Annotated in this window: 14 protein-coding genes; 3 read left to right on the top strand and 11 right to left on the bottom strand. The window is 64.7% G+C overall.

Annotation, left to right across the window (positions count from 1 at the left end):
* Positions 1-62 precede the first annotated feature (62 nt).
* Positions 63-794, top strand: a complete 732-nt coding sequence (locus ACHMXB_RS18060) for an ANTAR domain-containing protein (RefSeq protein WP_395400618.1) — start codon at positions 63-65, stop codon at positions 792-794.
* Positions 795-841: 47 nt separating this feature from the next.
* On the opposite strand, the gene ACHMXB_RS18065 is transcribed toward ACHMXB_RS18060, so the two are convergent.
* The 4 genes from ACHMXB_RS18065 to ACHMXB_RS18080 form a co-directional block, all read right to left on the bottom strand.
* Complete coding sequence (locus ACHMXB_RS18065) at positions 842-3,001, bottom strand: transglycosylase domain-containing protein (RefSeq protein WP_395400620.1); 2,160 nt, start codon at positions 2,999-3,001, stop codon at positions 842-844.
* Between the two features lie 151 nt (positions 3,002-3,152).
* The gene (locus ACHMXB_RS18070) at positions 3,153-3,794 is read right to left on the bottom strand and encodes a DUF3618 domain-containing protein (RefSeq protein ID WP_395400622.1); all 642 of its coding nucleotides are present in this window, start codon (positions 3,792-3,794) and stop codon (positions 3,153-3,155) included.
* On the bottom strand, positions 3,791-4,222 hold the full coding sequence (locus tag ACHMXB_RS18075) for a phage holin family protein (RefSeq protein ID WP_395400624.1): 432 nt from the start codon (positions 4,220-4,222) through the stop codon (positions 3,791-3,793). Before ACHMXB_RS18075 ends, ACHMXB_RS18070 begins: the two co-directional genes overlap by 4 nt.
* The gene (locus tag ACHMXB_RS18080; RefSeq protein ID WP_395400626.1) at positions 4,219-5,034 is read right to left on the bottom strand and encodes a hypothetical protein; all 816 of its coding nucleotides are present in this window, start codon (positions 5,032-5,034) and stop codon (positions 4,219-4,221) included. Before ACHMXB_RS18080 ends, ACHMXB_RS18075 begins: the two co-directional genes overlap by 4 nt.
* A 233-nt stretch (positions 5,035-5,267) precedes the next feature.
* On the opposite strand from ACHMXB_RS18080, the gene ACHMXB_RS18085 reads away from it, so the two are divergent.
* Positions 5,268-6,092 (top strand): DUF2382 domain-containing protein, encoded by an 825-nt coding sequence (locus ACHMXB_RS18085; protein WP_395400628.1) that lies wholly within the window; start codon positions 5,268-5,270, stop codon positions 6,090-6,092.
* Between the two features lie 78 nt (positions 6,093-6,170).
* On the opposite strand, the gene ACHMXB_RS18090 is transcribed toward ACHMXB_RS18085, so the two are convergent.
* Together ACHMXB_RS18090 and ACHMXB_RS18095 are read right to left on the bottom strand one after the other, a co-directional pair.
* Complete coding sequence (locus ACHMXB_RS18090; RefSeq protein ID WP_395400630.1) at positions 6,171-6,884, bottom strand: hypothetical protein; 714 nt, start codon at positions 6,882-6,884, stop codon at positions 6,171-6,173.
* A gap of 123 nt (positions 6,885-7,007) precedes the next feature.
* A complete protein-coding gene (locus ACHMXB_RS18095) occupies positions 7,008-7,592 on the bottom strand; it encodes a histidine phosphatase family protein (RefSeq protein WP_395400632.1) in 585 nt (194 codons plus the stop codon).
* A 217-nt stretch (positions 7,593-7,809) separates the two neighbouring features.
* Here ACHMXB_RS18095 and katG point away from each other — a divergent pair, with 217 nt between their 5' ends.
* On the top strand, positions 7,810-10,104 hold the full coding sequence (katG, locus tag ACHMXB_RS18100) for a catalase/peroxidase HPI (RefSeq protein WP_395400634.1): 2,295 nt from the start codon (positions 7,810-7,812) through the stop codon (positions 10,102-10,104).
* 192 nt (positions 10,105-10,296) lie between these two features.
* On the opposite strand, the gene ACHMXB_RS18105 is transcribed toward katG, so the two are convergent.
* From ACHMXB_RS18105 to ACHMXB_RS18125, 5 genes are all read right to left on the bottom strand, one after another.
* Positions 10,297-10,899 (bottom strand): TetR/AcrR family transcriptional regulator, encoded by a 603-nt coding sequence (locus tag ACHMXB_RS18105; protein WP_395400636.1) that lies wholly within the window; start codon positions 10,897-10,899, stop codon positions 10,297-10,299.
* A 177-nt stretch (positions 10,900-11,076) separates the two neighbouring features.
* Positions 11,077-11,586 carry a MarR family winged helix-turn-helix transcriptional regulator gene (locus ACHMXB_RS18110; protein WP_395400638.1) on the bottom strand — a complete coding sequence of 170 codons (510 nt, stop codon included), beginning with the start codon at positions 11,584-11,586 and terminating at the stop codon, positions 11,077-11,079.
* A gap of 21 nt (positions 11,587-11,607) precedes the next feature.
* Positions 11,608-12,696, bottom strand: a complete 1,089-nt coding sequence (locus tag ACHMXB_RS18115; RefSeq protein ID WP_395400640.1) for a calcium:proton antiporter — start codon at positions 12,694-12,696, stop codon at positions 11,608-11,610.
* A gap of 46 nt (positions 12,697-12,742) precedes the next feature.
* A complete protein-coding gene (locus tag ACHMXB_RS18120) occupies positions 12,743-13,045 on the bottom strand; it encodes a DUF4193 domain-containing protein (protein ID WP_003802821.1) in 303 nt (100 codons plus the stop codon).
* 110 nt (positions 13,046-13,155) lie between these two features.
* Positions 13,156-13,362, bottom strand: a complete 207-nt coding sequence (locus ACHMXB_RS18125; RefSeq protein WP_395400642.1) for a hypothetical protein — start codon at positions 13,360-13,362, stop codon at positions 13,156-13,158.
* Positions 13,363-13,492: the final 130 nt, after the last annotated feature.

The following is a 13,492-nucleotide window of genomic DNA, read 5'->3' on the forward strand; positions in this document are numbered from 1 at the left end:
GCGGCAGTCCGATTTTTCGCTTCCTTGGAACAACTGGGCCTTTTGGCGTTTAGCATGGGGGAATGACTGAAGCGAGCGAAGATTCGGCTGTTCGGCAGCTGCAGGACATCCTCATTGGTGCCGAAAGCGTTGATGGCTTCCTCGACGGGTTGGCCGGCTTCGCGGCATCCACGCTGAGCGGCCTGGCAGCCACCGGCATTGAATGCGCCGTGACACTGAAGCGGCAGCGGCACACCGCCACTGTTGCAGGCAGCAGTGCCCGAGCCATAGAGCTGGACCAGATTGAGCAGCAAGTCGGAGACGGACCCTGCATCCGGGCACTGTTCACCATGGCCCCGGAATTGCTCAATGATGTCCGCGCGGATGACCGCTGGCCTGAATACCAGAAGCAGCTCGCTGAGCACGGTGTGTACTCAACGCTCGGCGTGCCCCTGGACATCGGGGAGGGGGCCAGTGCCGCGCTGAACTTCTTCGGTCCCGCGCCGGGCCTTTTCACCCCCGAGCTCTTTGACCGGGCGGTCGAGTTTGGCGACCTGGCCAACCGCACGCTGCACCTGTCAGTCCGCATCGGGGCCGCGCAGGCCCGGGCGCAGAATCTTGAGGCGGCCATGCGGAGCCGGACCGCGATCGACGTCGCCTGCGGCGTCATCATGGCCCAGAACAGGTGTTCGCAAAAGGAGGCGATGGACATCCTGGCCAAAGTCTCGAGCAACCGGAACCGGAAGTTGCGTGATGTGGCCGTGGAACTCCTGGGCAGGCTTTCAGGATCAGATGTCGAGACGCATTTCGACTAGGTCCTTTTCTTTTCCCCGCGCAGGTACTCTTCGCGCGCATCGGGGCGCTACTTGGCTCCTGGGCCGACCATCGATGCCGGGGGCTTGGGGAACGGTTTGGCCGGATACATCGGCGCCACCTTGAGCATGTAGTTGGCCCATTGCGGCCCGGCGATCATGTAGCCGTCAATGCGGTCATAGTGCTTGCCGTTGACGGTGATGTTCCTGCCGGGCCGTTTCTGGCCGTTGAGCGCGTCCCCGAAGAACGACGCGGTGGCCAGGCCGCTGGTGTAGCCCAGTACCCAGGTGGCACCGTTGCTGTTGTTGGTGCCGGTCTTGGCGGCCACCGGGACTTTGCTGTGGACCTTCGGGTTGATGTAGACGCCTGAACCCTTTTTGAGCACGTCCTGCAGGACCGAATTCACGCCGCGGGCAATCTGCGGTTCGACGGCGGCCCGGCAAGCGGGCTGCTGGCTGGCCAGCGCCCGTCCGTTGAAGTCGGTGACCCGCTGTATGGCAATCGGCGCGCAGTAGCGGCCGTCGGCAGCGAAGGTGGCGAAGGCGGTGGCCATGCTGAGCGGTGACACGGCGGTGCCGCCGAGAATATTGCCCAGCTGGTGCATGTTGATCTCTGAGCCATCCAGCCCGCTTCGCAGGCCCACAGCGGCAACCATTTTGTCGATGCCGCAGATGTCCAGCTGTGCCACCTCGGCAAATGTGGCCGTGTTGATGGAGTTGTACAGCCCGTAGTTCGCTGGCATTCTGCGGTAGTAGCCCGCTGAAGCGTTCTGCAGATCGTCGGCTGCTTCAAGGCCAGCCGCACGCTGCCTGCTGCTGTAACCGCCCACCACCTTGGCGCACGAGTCCCGCCATCCGAATCCGAGCGGGTACTCCCGCCGTGAGGCGTCCACCTCTTCGGTGATTTTCCGTCCCTGGTGCAGCCACTCGGCGAACGTGAACGGCTTCATGGTGGACCCTGGCTGGAACCCGCCGGCACCGTTGAGGTCATTGCCGTTGGCATCCTTGGCGTCTACGTTGAAGTTCAATTGGGTATCGAACTTGCCGGGCTCCGGGAGGAACGAGGTGTTCTGTGCCATCGCCAGGATCTTGCCGGTGCCCGGCTGGACCGTCAGCAGGGAAGCTCCCCACTTGCCCGGGTTGGACCCGGCCGTGGAGTCCACCTGTGACTGGGCCGCCGTCTGCAGCCTGCTGTCCAGCGTGGTGGTGATGGTCAGCCCGCCCCTGAAGAGCTTCTGCTCCCGGGCGTCCGTGTCCGCCCCGTAGGCCCGGTTGTTGAGGATCAGGTGGGATACGTAGTCACAGAAATAGGGGGCAATGGCGGCTGCAGCGCAGCCTTGCTTCGAGCTGCGGATTTTCAGGCCGAGGCCGGTGGCGGCGGCATCGTCATGCTGCTTCTTGGTGATCTTTTCCTGCGCCAGCATGGCGTCCAGGACCAGATTGCGCCGCTTGAGGGAGTTTTCCGGGTTGCTGATGGGGTCGTAGAGGCTGGGGCTGTTGACGAGCCCTGCCAGCATTGCAGCCTGGGGGAGGCTGAGCTTGCTGGCCGAAACGCTGTAAAATTGCTGCGCTGCCGCCTCGATGCCGTAGGCGCTGCGGTTGAAGAACACGATGTTGAGGTAGCCCTCGAGAATCTGATCCTTGGTGAATTTCTTCTCCAGCTCGATGGCGAGCTTCATTTCCCGGACCTTGTCGCCGACGGTCTTCTCCCCGCTGAGGACCACCTCATCCTCGCGGCCGGAGGTAATTTTTGCTTCGTTGGCCACGTTGGTGACGTATTGCTGGGTGAGGGTGGATGCGCCTTGCCGGTCTCCGCCGGCGACGTTGCTCAGCAGCGCCCGCAAAACACCCACGGGGTCCACGCCGCTGTGGTCATAGAAGCGGCTGTCCTCGATGGCCACAACGGCGTCCTTGATGTACGGCGACATCTGCTTCAGCGGAACCCGGACCCGGTTTTCCTCGTAGAACGAGGCAATCAGTTTCCCGTCGGACGTCAGGATTCTTGTGGTTTGCGCCGGCGGACGCACCGCAAGCTCTGATGGAAGCCCGTTGTAGAAGTTCATGGAGCTGCTGACGGCAACGCCGGCAGCCGCAATCTGGGGAACAAAGTAGGCGGCAACAAGGGCGCCACAGAGGCAACTGAGGACCACGAACCCGAGCATCCTTGCCAGGGTCGTGTGAGGTCCCGATACCAGGCTTTTGCGTACCATCACTGCGGTTCACACCCCAAAAAAGCGTGTCTCCAGAATACGCTTCAGCTGACGGCGGAGCCATACCGTGGCCCGGTTGGAAACGACTGGCCGGCCCGCGTGAGGCGGGCCGGCCGGCGTCGTATTTTCTCCATTTAGAGCTTTACCGGGGCTACGTGTTCTGGACGTGGTCCTTGGCGTCCGTGGCGGTGGCTTTGACGTCGGAGGCTGCGGTTTGGCCTTCGTCCGTGACGTGCTGGGCGGCGTCGGTGGCGGTGGCCTTGACGTTTTCCATGGCGTCCTGGGCGGGTTCCTTCCAGCCTTGGGCCATGTCCTTTGCGGCCTCGGTGAGCTGGCTGGTCATGGGTTCGGCCGCGGTCTTGAGGGCGTCGGCGGCTTCGCGTTCCTTCTCGCTCGGGGGGATCAGGGAGGAGACGAGCAGCCCGGCGCCGAAGGCGATCAGTCCGGCGGCGAGGGGGTTGCCCTGGGTTTTCGTCGCGACTTTCTGGGGTGCGTCGGCGATCGCTTCGCCGGCGCCGTGGAGGGCGTTGCCGGCGGCGTCGGTGGCCTGGTGGACCCCGCCGCTGGTGGTGTGGGCGGCGTGGTGGAGGCTGCCGGTGGTGCTGTGGGTGGCGTGTTCTGCGGTGCCCATGATTTTGTCCTTTACTCCGAAGACGGCGTCCTTCACCTTGTCGGTTTGGCGGTGGACGATGTTGGAGGGGGTGACTTTGTCGGCGACGGCGTCCACGTTGGTGCCGAGGCGGTTGCGGGTTGCTTCGATGTCGGCGCGGATGGCGTCCGGGTTATCGCTCATCGGTGGTCTCCGTTCGGTTTGAGGGTGGGCGGGATTTCCTTGGCTGTCTCCATGGTCTGGGGCATGCCTTTGATGTTCTTGAGTTCCTTGCGTCCGATGGAGGCGAGGATCGCGGCGATGATGCCCCAGATGATGGCGACGACGACGGCGGACCAGCCCAGGCCCATGAGCTCGCCGAGGGCGTACCAGAGGGCGATGGAGAGGAACAGGAGCACGAAGTGCCCGGCGACGCCGGCGCCGGCGAGCATGCCGCCGCCCTTGCCGGCGCGGGTGCCGGACTGTTTGAGTTCGGCTTTGGCGAGTTCGATTTCCTGCCGGATCAGGGTGGACAGGTCCCGGGTAACCTCACCAAGGAGATCACCGAGGGAGGTGGTATCGGCCTTCGCGTGCGCCGCCGTGGGAGGTGTATCGGGGATCTGGCTGCTCACAGGGGACGACCCCCACTTTCAACATAGGGATCGTCAATGTCCCGCAGTGCACCTGCGGATGACCCAGTGGGAAGTGACTGTGTGGAAACGGGTCCCGAGCCCGAGATGCTCGGCTCGCCGAAGGCGGGTTCTCCGAGGCTGGCCTGGTCATAGAAGGGCTGGCCTACGCCTGCCGTGGCGGTGTTCTCCGTTGCGGCGAGCCGGGACGGTCGCGGCGAAGCGGCGCCGGCCGCGGTTCCCGTCTCGGGGGCGCCGGCCTGCAGGCTGCGGCCCAGGCGGCCGGCGAGCATGCCCGCGCCTGCGGCGACGAGCAGGAAGGTGCCGGGGCGCTGGCGGGCGAAGGACTTCACTTCGTCCAGCAGGGAGCCCGGATCCCGGTTGTCCAGCCACGACGCGACCGACTCGGAGCGGTCTGCGGCCTGCCGGATCAGGTCCGCGGCCACGCCCTGCTGGTCCGGTGCGTCGGCCATGGTGCGCAGCTGTGAGGAGATGCTGCGGATGCCCTCGGCGGCCTTGGTCTGCTGGGTGCCGGCCTGGCTGGTCAGGTCCGACTTCGCCTGGTGCAGCAGGTCCTTGGCGCTGTTCTTCGCCTCGTACGCCACGTTCTTCGCCTCGGACTTGGCCGTCCCGGCAACGTTCTGGGCAGCGCCCGCAGCCTGTCCCGCAACATTCGCAGCCTCTTCCTTGGCCACGTCCTTCTTCGAGGTGTCACCCCGGTAGTCGTCGGTGGTGCCGGTGTAGTCGATGGTGCCCGCACCGGTGGTGCCCAGGCCGGGAGCGGGCACGCCGGTGCCGTATGCGTTCTCGGTCATCGTTGCTCTCTTTCCTTGAGGATGAAGAACCAGCGGTGCTGGATCGGCAGCAATCCTGATTACCCGGAAATAGTAAGCACACTTGGTATTTCCGCCGCAAGGGCAGGACGCCAGGACGCAGGAATTGATAAGCATGCTTGCCAAAACCTTGGTAAGCATGCTTATCGTATTGCGGTGCGGCGTCCTGCAGGGAGGCGCTGCGAACCCCAGCATCTGAGATCCAAGGAGACACCATGCTCACCACGGAAAACATTGATGACCTGCTGCAGCGCAACGGAAACGTCGTTTCTGCAGACGGGGACAAGATCGGGTCAGTGGGCCAGGTCTACGCGGACGACGCCGATGGCCAGCCGACCTGGGTGACGGTCAAGACCGGACTGTTCGGCACCTCCGAATCCTTCGTCCCGCTGCAAGGCGCCCGTCTTGAAGGCAGCGACGTTGTGGTTCCTTACAGCAAGGACCAGGTCAAGGACGCGCCCAGGGTGGAGACTGACGGCCACCTTGAGCCGTCGGAAGAGGACCGGCTCTTTGGCCACTACGGCCTCGACGGACACCAGAACTACGCGGACTCGGGCGGAGACGCAGGGTATGCAGATACGGGCACTGCCACATACGGCGACACCCGTACCGGGACGGCTGACGCCGCCGGGACGGTTGGACGGGACACGTCCGGGCCCACCACGGATGACGCCATGACCCGCTCCGAGGAGCGGCTGAACGTCGGCACGGAAACGCAGGCCGCCGGGCGTGCCAGGCTTCGCAAGTACGTGACCACCGAGAACGTCACCAAGACCGTTCCGGTCCAGCGCGAAGAGGTCCGGATCGAGCGCGAACCCATCACGGATGCCAACCGGGGTGCTGCCCTGTCCGGACCGGACATCAGCGAGGAGGAACACGAGGTGACCCTCCACGAGGAGCGCCCCGTGATCGAGAAGGAAACCGTCCCGGTCGAGCGGGTCCGTCTCGACAAGGAAACGGTGACGGACGAGGTGACTGTCGACGAGGAAGTCCGTAAGGAACGCATCGAAACCGACGGCATCGATGACGTGCGGCGATAGCCGATAGCAGTTAGCAGTTAGCAGGAAACCGTGAAAGCCAGGGTCGGATGCCGGCCCTGGCTTTCAGGTGCTTGCCATTTACGGCATGTTGATGTTCGTGAGTTCAGACCGTTTGCCGCTTGGTTCCTCAACCAGAACCAGCGAGCTCACCTCGGGGCAGTAGTACTTGTGCTCCCGCGAGTTGAACTCCAGCGGCGTCCAGTCGTCCACTTTGACGCAGTCTTTGTAGGTGCCCATTTTCGTCGTGACTGTCTGGCCCGTGGCGATGGTGTCCCGCATATCTTCCGCGTGCCCCAGGTAGTACTCCTGCCGGTAGGTGTCACCCACGCGCTGTTCGGCCTTCATCCAGATGCCTGCCTTTGCCCCGTCCCGCCCGTGGAGAAAGCTGCCGGAATGATCCTGCAGTTTGCCGTCCTTGTAGTTGTCCACGTCCTCGCCGAAGTACCACACGTCGCCGTTCTTGTGCTGTGCCAGGTAGTCCTTGGTCTCCTCGACGAGTTGCCCGTTCTTGAATTCCCTGTCCAGGTAGATGATGGTTTCCACGCCCTCAATGACCCGCTTCTCCGGCAGGATCTCAATTTCTATCCTGTCGCCGCCGGTCCCGTAGGTCATCTTCTTGCCGACCGGAAGGGCGAAGTACTTGTTGGTTATTTTCGTCGTGAAATCCGCCGGCGTGATCTGCGGGTTGTAGTCGGCGGCCTGGCTTCTCAAATTATTGAAGTAAAAAAATGCCGCCCCGCCAGCGACCAGCAGCAAAACGATGATGCCCAAAATTATGGTTCGCGGCTTCATATCCCGGCCCCACTCCTCGTTGAGTAGAAACTCTTTGCCTGTCCGGAGCGCCTGTGCTCGCCCGGCCCATAGGAGAAAGGTAGTCCTGTCAGGCCTCCGGGGACAGGGACAGCAGCAATTTTCCTAGCTGCGGGCGGCCTCCGCTACCCGTTCGCCGTTGAAATATTCGAGCGCCCAGCCGTCGACGGCGTGGTGGTGGGCAAGGTTGAGCACGGCGTTGTCGATGCTTGCCAGGGTGCTCCCGGTGGCACGGCTCAGGGCCAGGCGGAGGAGCGTGCCGTGGGCGACGACCAAAACGCGGCGTCCGCGGAACTCCTCGGCCAGGGCCTCAAGGGCGGCCAGGCCCCGGGAGCCCGCGTCGTCGTCGCTTTCCGCCCCGCGGAAGCCGCCGGGGATGCGCAATGCCTCCAGTTCCGGGCCTGCCTGCAAGCCCTCCGCGGGCCCGAAGCTGCGCTCGGCGAGCTCCGGCACACGCCGTTCCACCGTGAGTCCGAGGCCGGCGGCGATCAGGTCTGCAGTTTCCGCCGCACGGCTCAGCGGCGAGGACACCACCGTGTCCCACTCCTGCCCGGACAAAACGGCGACGGCGTCGCGCGCCTGGCCGCGGCCGACGTCGTTCAGCGGAATATCACTGGATCCCTGCAGCCGGCGCTGCGCATTCCAGTCTGTCTGGCCATGGCGGATGAGGGCGAAAGTCGTGAGGGTCATGCCTTCCATTGTGCCCGAGAGGTGCAGGACCTTCCCCCTCCAATACGTACAGGAGTTTTTGTGCAGATAATGGGCGTTCGAGGCCGCTTTGCGCCCATTACCTGGACAAAAACTCGGAAAGAGGGGCTCTCACCGCGCCACCCGCCCATGGTCAAATAGGAGGGTTAGACCGGCCGCCCGAGTCCGACCGCGGCCTCGGCCATATGGAAGGAAGCACATGACCGATCGCCAGGACCATCCTCCGGTTCCCACGCCGGGAAGTGCCCAGGGTCTGGACCGCAAGGTTGAAGGCGGCTGTCCCGTCGCCCATGACAGCGCGACCTCGCACGGCAGCGAGAGCGAGAACCCGGCGATCGACTCGCCGCAGCCGAAGGGGCACCGGCCCCGGACGAACGCAGACTGGTGGCCGAACCAACTTGATCTCTCGGTGCTCCATGCGAACCACCCGGCAGGCAACCCGCTCGCCCCCGGCTTCAGTTACCGGGAGGAGTTCCAGAAACTCGACGTCGAGGCCCTGAAGCAGGACATCATTGAGGTCCTGACCACCTCGCAGGACTGGTGGCCGGCGGATTTCGGCCACTACGGCGGCCTGATGATCAGGCTCAGCTGGCACGCTGCCGGCACCTACCGAGTCCAGGATGGCCGCGGCGGTGCGGGTGAGGGCAGCCAGCGCTTCGCCCCGCTGAACAGCTGGCCGGATAACGCGAACCTGGACAAGGCCCGGCGGCTGCTGTGGCCGGTGAAGCAGAAGTACGGCCAGAAGATCTCGTGGGCTGACCTGCTGGTCCTCGCGGGCAACGTCGCCCTGGAGTCAATGGGCTTTAAGACCTTCGGGTTCGCTTTCGGCCGCGAGGACGTGTGGGAGCCCGAGCAGATCTTCTGGGGGCCCGAGGACACCTGGCTTGGCGACGAGCGCTACATCGGCGAAGGTGCCATGGCGGAGGAGGTCGGCTCCACCGAGATGGGCCTGATCTACGTCAACCCCGAGGGGCCGATGGGCAACCCGGATCCCAAGCTCGCTGCGTCGTTCATCCGCGAGACCTTCAAGCGGATGGCGATGAACGACGAGGAGACCTTCGCACTGATCGCCGGTGGGCACACGTTCGGCAAGACCCACGGCGCCGGTGATGCCGACGCGCACGTGGGCCCCGAGCCGGAGGCCGCGAACCTGGAGGAACAGGGTCTGGGCTGGATCAGCACCCACGGCAGCGGCAGGGGAGGCGACACAATCACCTCCGGGCTCGAGGTCACCTGGACCGACCGGCCGACGGAATGGAGCAACCGCTTCCTGGAAATCCTGTTCGAGTACGAGTGGGAGCTCACCAAGAGCCCGGCCGGCGCCAACCAGTGGGTGGCCAAGGACGCCCCGCAGATCATCCCGGACGCGCACAATCCGGAGAAGAAGCACCGGCCGACCATGCTGACGACGGACCTGTCATTGCGTTTCGATCCGGCCTACGAGAAAATCGGACGCCGTTTCCTGGAAAATCCGGACGAGTTCGCGATGGCATTCGGCAAGGCCTGGTACAAACTGCTGCACCGCGACATGGGTCCGGTGGGCCCGCACCTGCTCGGCCCCTGGGTCCCGGAACCGCAGCTGTGGCAGGACCCGATCCCGACGGCGGACCACGAGCTGATCGGCGAAGAGGACATCGCGTCCCTCAAAGCCAAGCTCCTGGACTCGGGCCTCTCCATCTCCCAGCTCGTCACCACGGCGTGGGCCGCGGCGTCCACCTTCCGCAAGACTGACAAGCGCGGCGGCGCCAACGGCGCCCGCATCCGCCTAGAGCCCCAGCGCGGCTGGGAGGTCAACCAGCCCGGAGAGCTGGGGGCTGCGCTGCAGGCGATCGAGGGCGTGCAGCAGCAGTTCAACAGTGGCCAGAGCGATGGCAGGAAGGTTTCGCTGGCGGACCTGATCGTCCTCGGTGGCTGCGCGGCCGTGGAGAAAGCCTCGAGTGACGCGGGCTTCAATATTTCTGTGCCGTTCCGGCCGGGCCGGGCCGACGCCTCGCAGGACCAGACCGACGTCGAGTCCTTCCAGTACCTGCAGCCGCGGGCGGACGGGTTCCGTAACTACGTGCGCGATGGCGAGAAGCTTCCGCCCGAAACCCTCCTGCTCGACAAGGCTTACCTGCTGGATCTCTCCGCACCCGAGATGACCGCGCTCATCGGCGGCATGCGTGCCCTCGGGGGCAACGCGGGCGGCTCCGCGCATGGCGTGCTCACGGACCGGCCCCACGTCCTGACGAACGACTTCTTCGTCAACCTGCTCGCGCCGGGCACCCGGTGGAAGGCTTCGGAGGCGGAGGAGAACGTCTACGAGATCAGCGATGTGGCTACGGGCGAACTGAAGTGGACCGCCACGCCGGTCGACCTGGTCTTCGGCTCCAACTCCCAGCTCCGGGCGCTGGCCGAGGTCTACGCGAGCGACGACGCCAGGGAAAAGTTCGTCAACGACTTCGTCGCGGCGTGGGTGAAGGTAATGGAGCTCGACCGCTTCGACCTGCGCTGACCCATCAATCCAGGGTCGGCCGAATCTGACTGAAGCCCGCGAGCTAATCCGGGCGGAGTTTTTGTCCACGTATGGCGACCTATGGGGCTTTAGAGCCCTTTATCTGGACAAAAACTCCGGAGGAACCAAGGGGAGTGCGACGCCGGCCGGTCACCTTATGCGGTGACCGGCCGGCGTCGGGTGGTTCTGAATCTATTCCGGCAGGCTCTTGGGCCGGTGGTCGGCAATCAGTCCGCTGGCCATGTGCCGGGCCCGGCGGGCGGACTGCTTGTCACCCTCGGCGGCGGCAATGATCGAGCCCTTCATGAGGATGTGCCAGGAGAGGGCGAACGCCTCGGAGTCCTCCAGTCCGGCTTCCTCGGCCAGCAGCCGCACCTGCTGGCGGATCCTGCTCAGGTACCCGATGCTCGCCTGCCCCAGGGGATGCCCAGCCCCCATCTCCAGCAGCACCTTCACAAAGGAGCACGCTTCGAAGTCATCGTCCTGGAACCACTCGTCGTAAACGTCGAAGATGGCCAGCAGCTGGTCTTCGGGGTTGTCGGCCCTGCTTCGGGCTTCCGGAACCACCGATCCCAGCATCCACAGCTCGTCGCGGCGCTTCAGGAAAGCCAGTGCAACATCGTCTTTAGACGGGAAATGCCGGTAGAAGGTCGCCTTGGCGACGCCCGATGCGCGGATCAGCTCGTCGACCCCGACGTCGCGGATTCCGCGGTGGGAAAACAATCTGTAGGCGGTGACCACAATGCGGGTGCGGACGTCATCAGGATCTTCAAGGTTGTCTGCGACTGTCCTCATGCCAGCAAAGTCTACCTTTGACGTGCAAGATTCTTCTGAGTGTCCCGGGCGCGGCACTTAAGATGCGCGACGAGGCGGGCATCGCCGTCGGACCCCACGTGAGGAGTATTTGTCCACCTATCGCGACTTGCGGGCGGTTTAGCGCCCATTATCTGGACAAAAACTCCGGCGGGTTGGCTAGGCCGTTGCTTCGTCTTCCACGTTGAGGGCGGCTTCCACGCTGGGGTCAACAGGTGTGTGATCCGTCTGGGCTGATTCGATGAGCTGCGTCATGGCCACATGGATGTCTTCGGCCTGGGCGCGGGTGAGGCCGAGCTTGGCGAGCATGGTTCCGGGCACCCCCAACGCCCTGTCGCGGAGGGTGGTTCCTTCGGGGGTCAAGCCGACGGCGAGGGACCGTTCATCCCCGGGAACGCGCCGTCGGGTGACATATCCCAGGGCTTCGAGCCGCTTGAGCAGCGGCGACAGGGTGGCCGGGACCAAGAGAAGGGCGTCGCTGATTTCCTTGACGGAGCGCGGGCTCTTCTCCCACAGCGCGAGCATCACCAGGTACTGCGGGTGGGTCAGGTTCAGCTCCTGCAGCACGGGCCGGTAGGCGCCGATGACGGTGCGCGAGGCGACAGCCAGAGCGAAGCAGAGCTGCCGCTCGAGCAGGAGGTCTTCGTCGCTCCCTGAAGGGGAAGTCATGAAGCCATGATATCGAAGTGCCTACGGGAACATGGCGAGGAAGAGGAACGCGGCGAACAGGACCAGGTGGATGGCGCCCTGCAGCCGGGTGGCGCGGCCGGGCACAACCGTGAGTGTTCCCACGATGACGGTCAGCAGGAAGAGGACTATCTGCGTGCCGCCGAGCCCCAGCGTCAGCGGTCCCGGCAGCCAGATGCTGGCGATGGCGATCGCGGGAATCGTCAGGCCGATGCTGGCTATCGCCGAGCCGTATGCCAGGTTGAGGCTGATCTGGATCCTGTTCCGGGAGGCGGCCCGGGAAGCGGCGAGACCCTCCGGCAGCAGGACCAGGAGGGCGATGATCACGCCCACGAAGGACTCCGGGATCCCGGCGCGGCTGACGCCCGCTTCGATCACCGGGGACACAGTCTTGGCCAGTCCGACGACGGCGACCAGCGCCGCGCACAGCAACGCCAGGCTGATGTAGGTGGCCCGGTTGGTGGGGGTGGGGCCGTGCAGGTCGTCCCCGCCGTCCCCGGGGGACAGGACGGGAAGGAAAAAATGGCGGTGGCGGACGGTCTGGGTCAGCACAAACACGCCATAAAGCGACAGCGATGCCACGGCCGCGAAGCCCAGCTGCAGGGGTGAGAACTCCGGTCCGGGCCGCGACGAGGTGAAGGTCGGCAGGACCAGCGTCAGCGTAGCCAGCGTGGTGACCACGGCCAGGGCGGCACCGGCTCCCTCCGGGTTGAACCGTGGGATGCCGTACCTGCGGGCGCCCACCAGCAGGGCAATACCGACGATGCCGTTGGCCGTGATCATGACGGCGGCGAAGACGGTGTCCCGTGCCAGCGAATGGCTTCCCTCGCCGCCGGACGCGATCAGCGTGACGATGAGGGCCACCTCGATGACCGTGACGGCAACCGCAAGCACGAGCGAGCCGAAGGGCTCGCCGACGCGCTCGGCCACCACTTCGGCATGATGCACCGCCGCCAGGATGGCTCCCATCAGAACCACCGCGATGGTGGTGGCCAAGACCGGCCCGGGAGAAACTCCCCAGGTCACGGCCAGCACGATCAGGCCGACGACGGGAACGACGGCGGTCCAGGACGATCGGAGCCGGGCCAGCACAGCGCTATCGTCTCAGTGCTGGCCCTTCAGAGCTAGCCCCCTGGTACTAGCCTTCACACTCCGAGCAGTACTTCTTGCCGTCCTTTTCCCGCGCGAGCTGGCTGCGGTGGTGGACCAGGAAGCAGGACATGCAGGTGAACTCGTCCTCCTGCACCGGAACAACCTGGATCAGCAGCTCTTCGTGCGACAGGTCCGCGCCGGGAAGGTCAATGCCTTCGGCGGTGTCGGCCTCTTCGACATCAAGCAGGGCAGTCTGGGATCCGCCCTGCCGGGACTGGATGGCCTCCAGGGATTCGTTGGCCGGCTGGTCCTCTTGGGCCACGCGAGGGGCGTCGTAGTCAGTTGCCATGGTTTTTACTCCTTCGGCTGCGCGCCGGACGGCGCACATTTCGCAGGACTCAACGAATGGGCGCCGCCAGGTATTCCCGGTAACCGGGGACGGGTTAAGGTCCCCAAAGTTTAGAGGATAATTTCGCGGGTCATGCCGAAGGGAACCTGCTCGGAAAGCGTGGCGGTGTAGCTCCCGGGCTTGTTGCGCGTGACGATGATGCCGTGCGTTCCGGTGAGCATAGCCGCTTCCTGGAGATCCTTGACGGCTGCATCGAGCCTTTCGTCCAGGATCCGGCGGTCTTCTACGTGGATGTCTATGGTGGTGGTGCTGGGCATGGATGTCCTTTGGGTGTGAAAAATTTTTGGGCTGTTCAGAGTTTTTGGGCCGCGGGCGAATCGGCGGCAAGAGGCGCTCCGGAATCGCTGCGTACGCAGCGTCAACGGGGAAACGCCTGTATGGGCGGCC

This window comes from Arthrobacter sp. UC242_113 (assembly GCF_044054585.1).
In the GTDB taxonomy this organism is placed as follows: Bacteria; Actinomycetota; Actinomycetes; order Actinomycetales; family Micrococcaceae; genus Arthrobacter.

Excerpts from the sequence above, each read along its gene's own strand:
- ACHMXB_RS18080 (WP_395400626.1), bottom strand. The coding sequence starts at position 5,034 with ATGACCGAGAACGCATACGGCACCGGCGTGCCCGCTCCCGGCCTGGGC.
- ACHMXB_RS18095 (WP_395400632.1), bottom strand. The coding sequence starts at position 7,592 with ATGACCCTCACGACTTTCGCCCTCATCCGCCATGGCCAGACAGACTGG.
- ACHMXB_RS18090 (WP_395400630.1), bottom strand. The coding sequence starts at position 6,884 with ATGAAGCCGCGAACCATAATTTTGGGCATCATCGTTTTGCTGCTGGTC.
- ACHMXB_RS18085 (WP_395400628.1), top strand. The coding sequence starts at position 5,268 with ATGCTCACCACGGAAAACATTGATGACCTGCTGCAGCGCAACGGAAAC.
- ACHMXB_RS18120 (WP_003802821.1), bottom strand. The coding sequence starts at position 13,045 with ATGGCAACTGACTACGACGCCCCTCGCGTGGCCCAAGAGGACCAGCCG.
- katG (WP_395400634.1), top strand. The coding sequence starts at position 7,810 with ATGACCGATCGCCAGGACCATCCTCCGGTTCCCACGCCGGGAAGTGCC.
- ACHMXB_RS18060 (WP_395400618.1), top strand. The coding sequence starts at position 63 with ATGACTGAAGCGAGCGAAGATTCGGCTGTTCGGCAGCTGCAGGACATC.
- ACHMXB_RS18070 (WP_395400622.1), bottom strand. The coding sequence starts at position 3,794 with ATGAGCGATAACCCGGACGCCATCCGCGCCGACATCGAAGCAACCCGC.
- ACHMXB_RS18125 (WP_395400642.1), bottom strand. The coding sequence starts at position 13,362 with ATGCCCAGCACCACCACCATAGACATCCACGTAGAAGACCGCCGGATC.
- ACHMXB_RS18105 (WP_395400636.1), bottom strand. The coding sequence starts at position 10,899 with ATGAGGACAGTCGCAGACAACCTTGAAGATCCTGATGACGTCCGCACC.
- ACHMXB_RS18110 (WP_395400638.1), bottom strand. The coding sequence starts at position 11,586 with ATGACTTCCCCTTCAGGGAGCGACGAAGACCTCCTGCTCGAGCGGCAG.
- ACHMXB_RS18065 (WP_395400620.1), bottom strand. The coding sequence starts at position 3,001 with ATGGTACGCAAAAGCCTGGTATCGGGACCTCACACGACCCTGGCAAGG.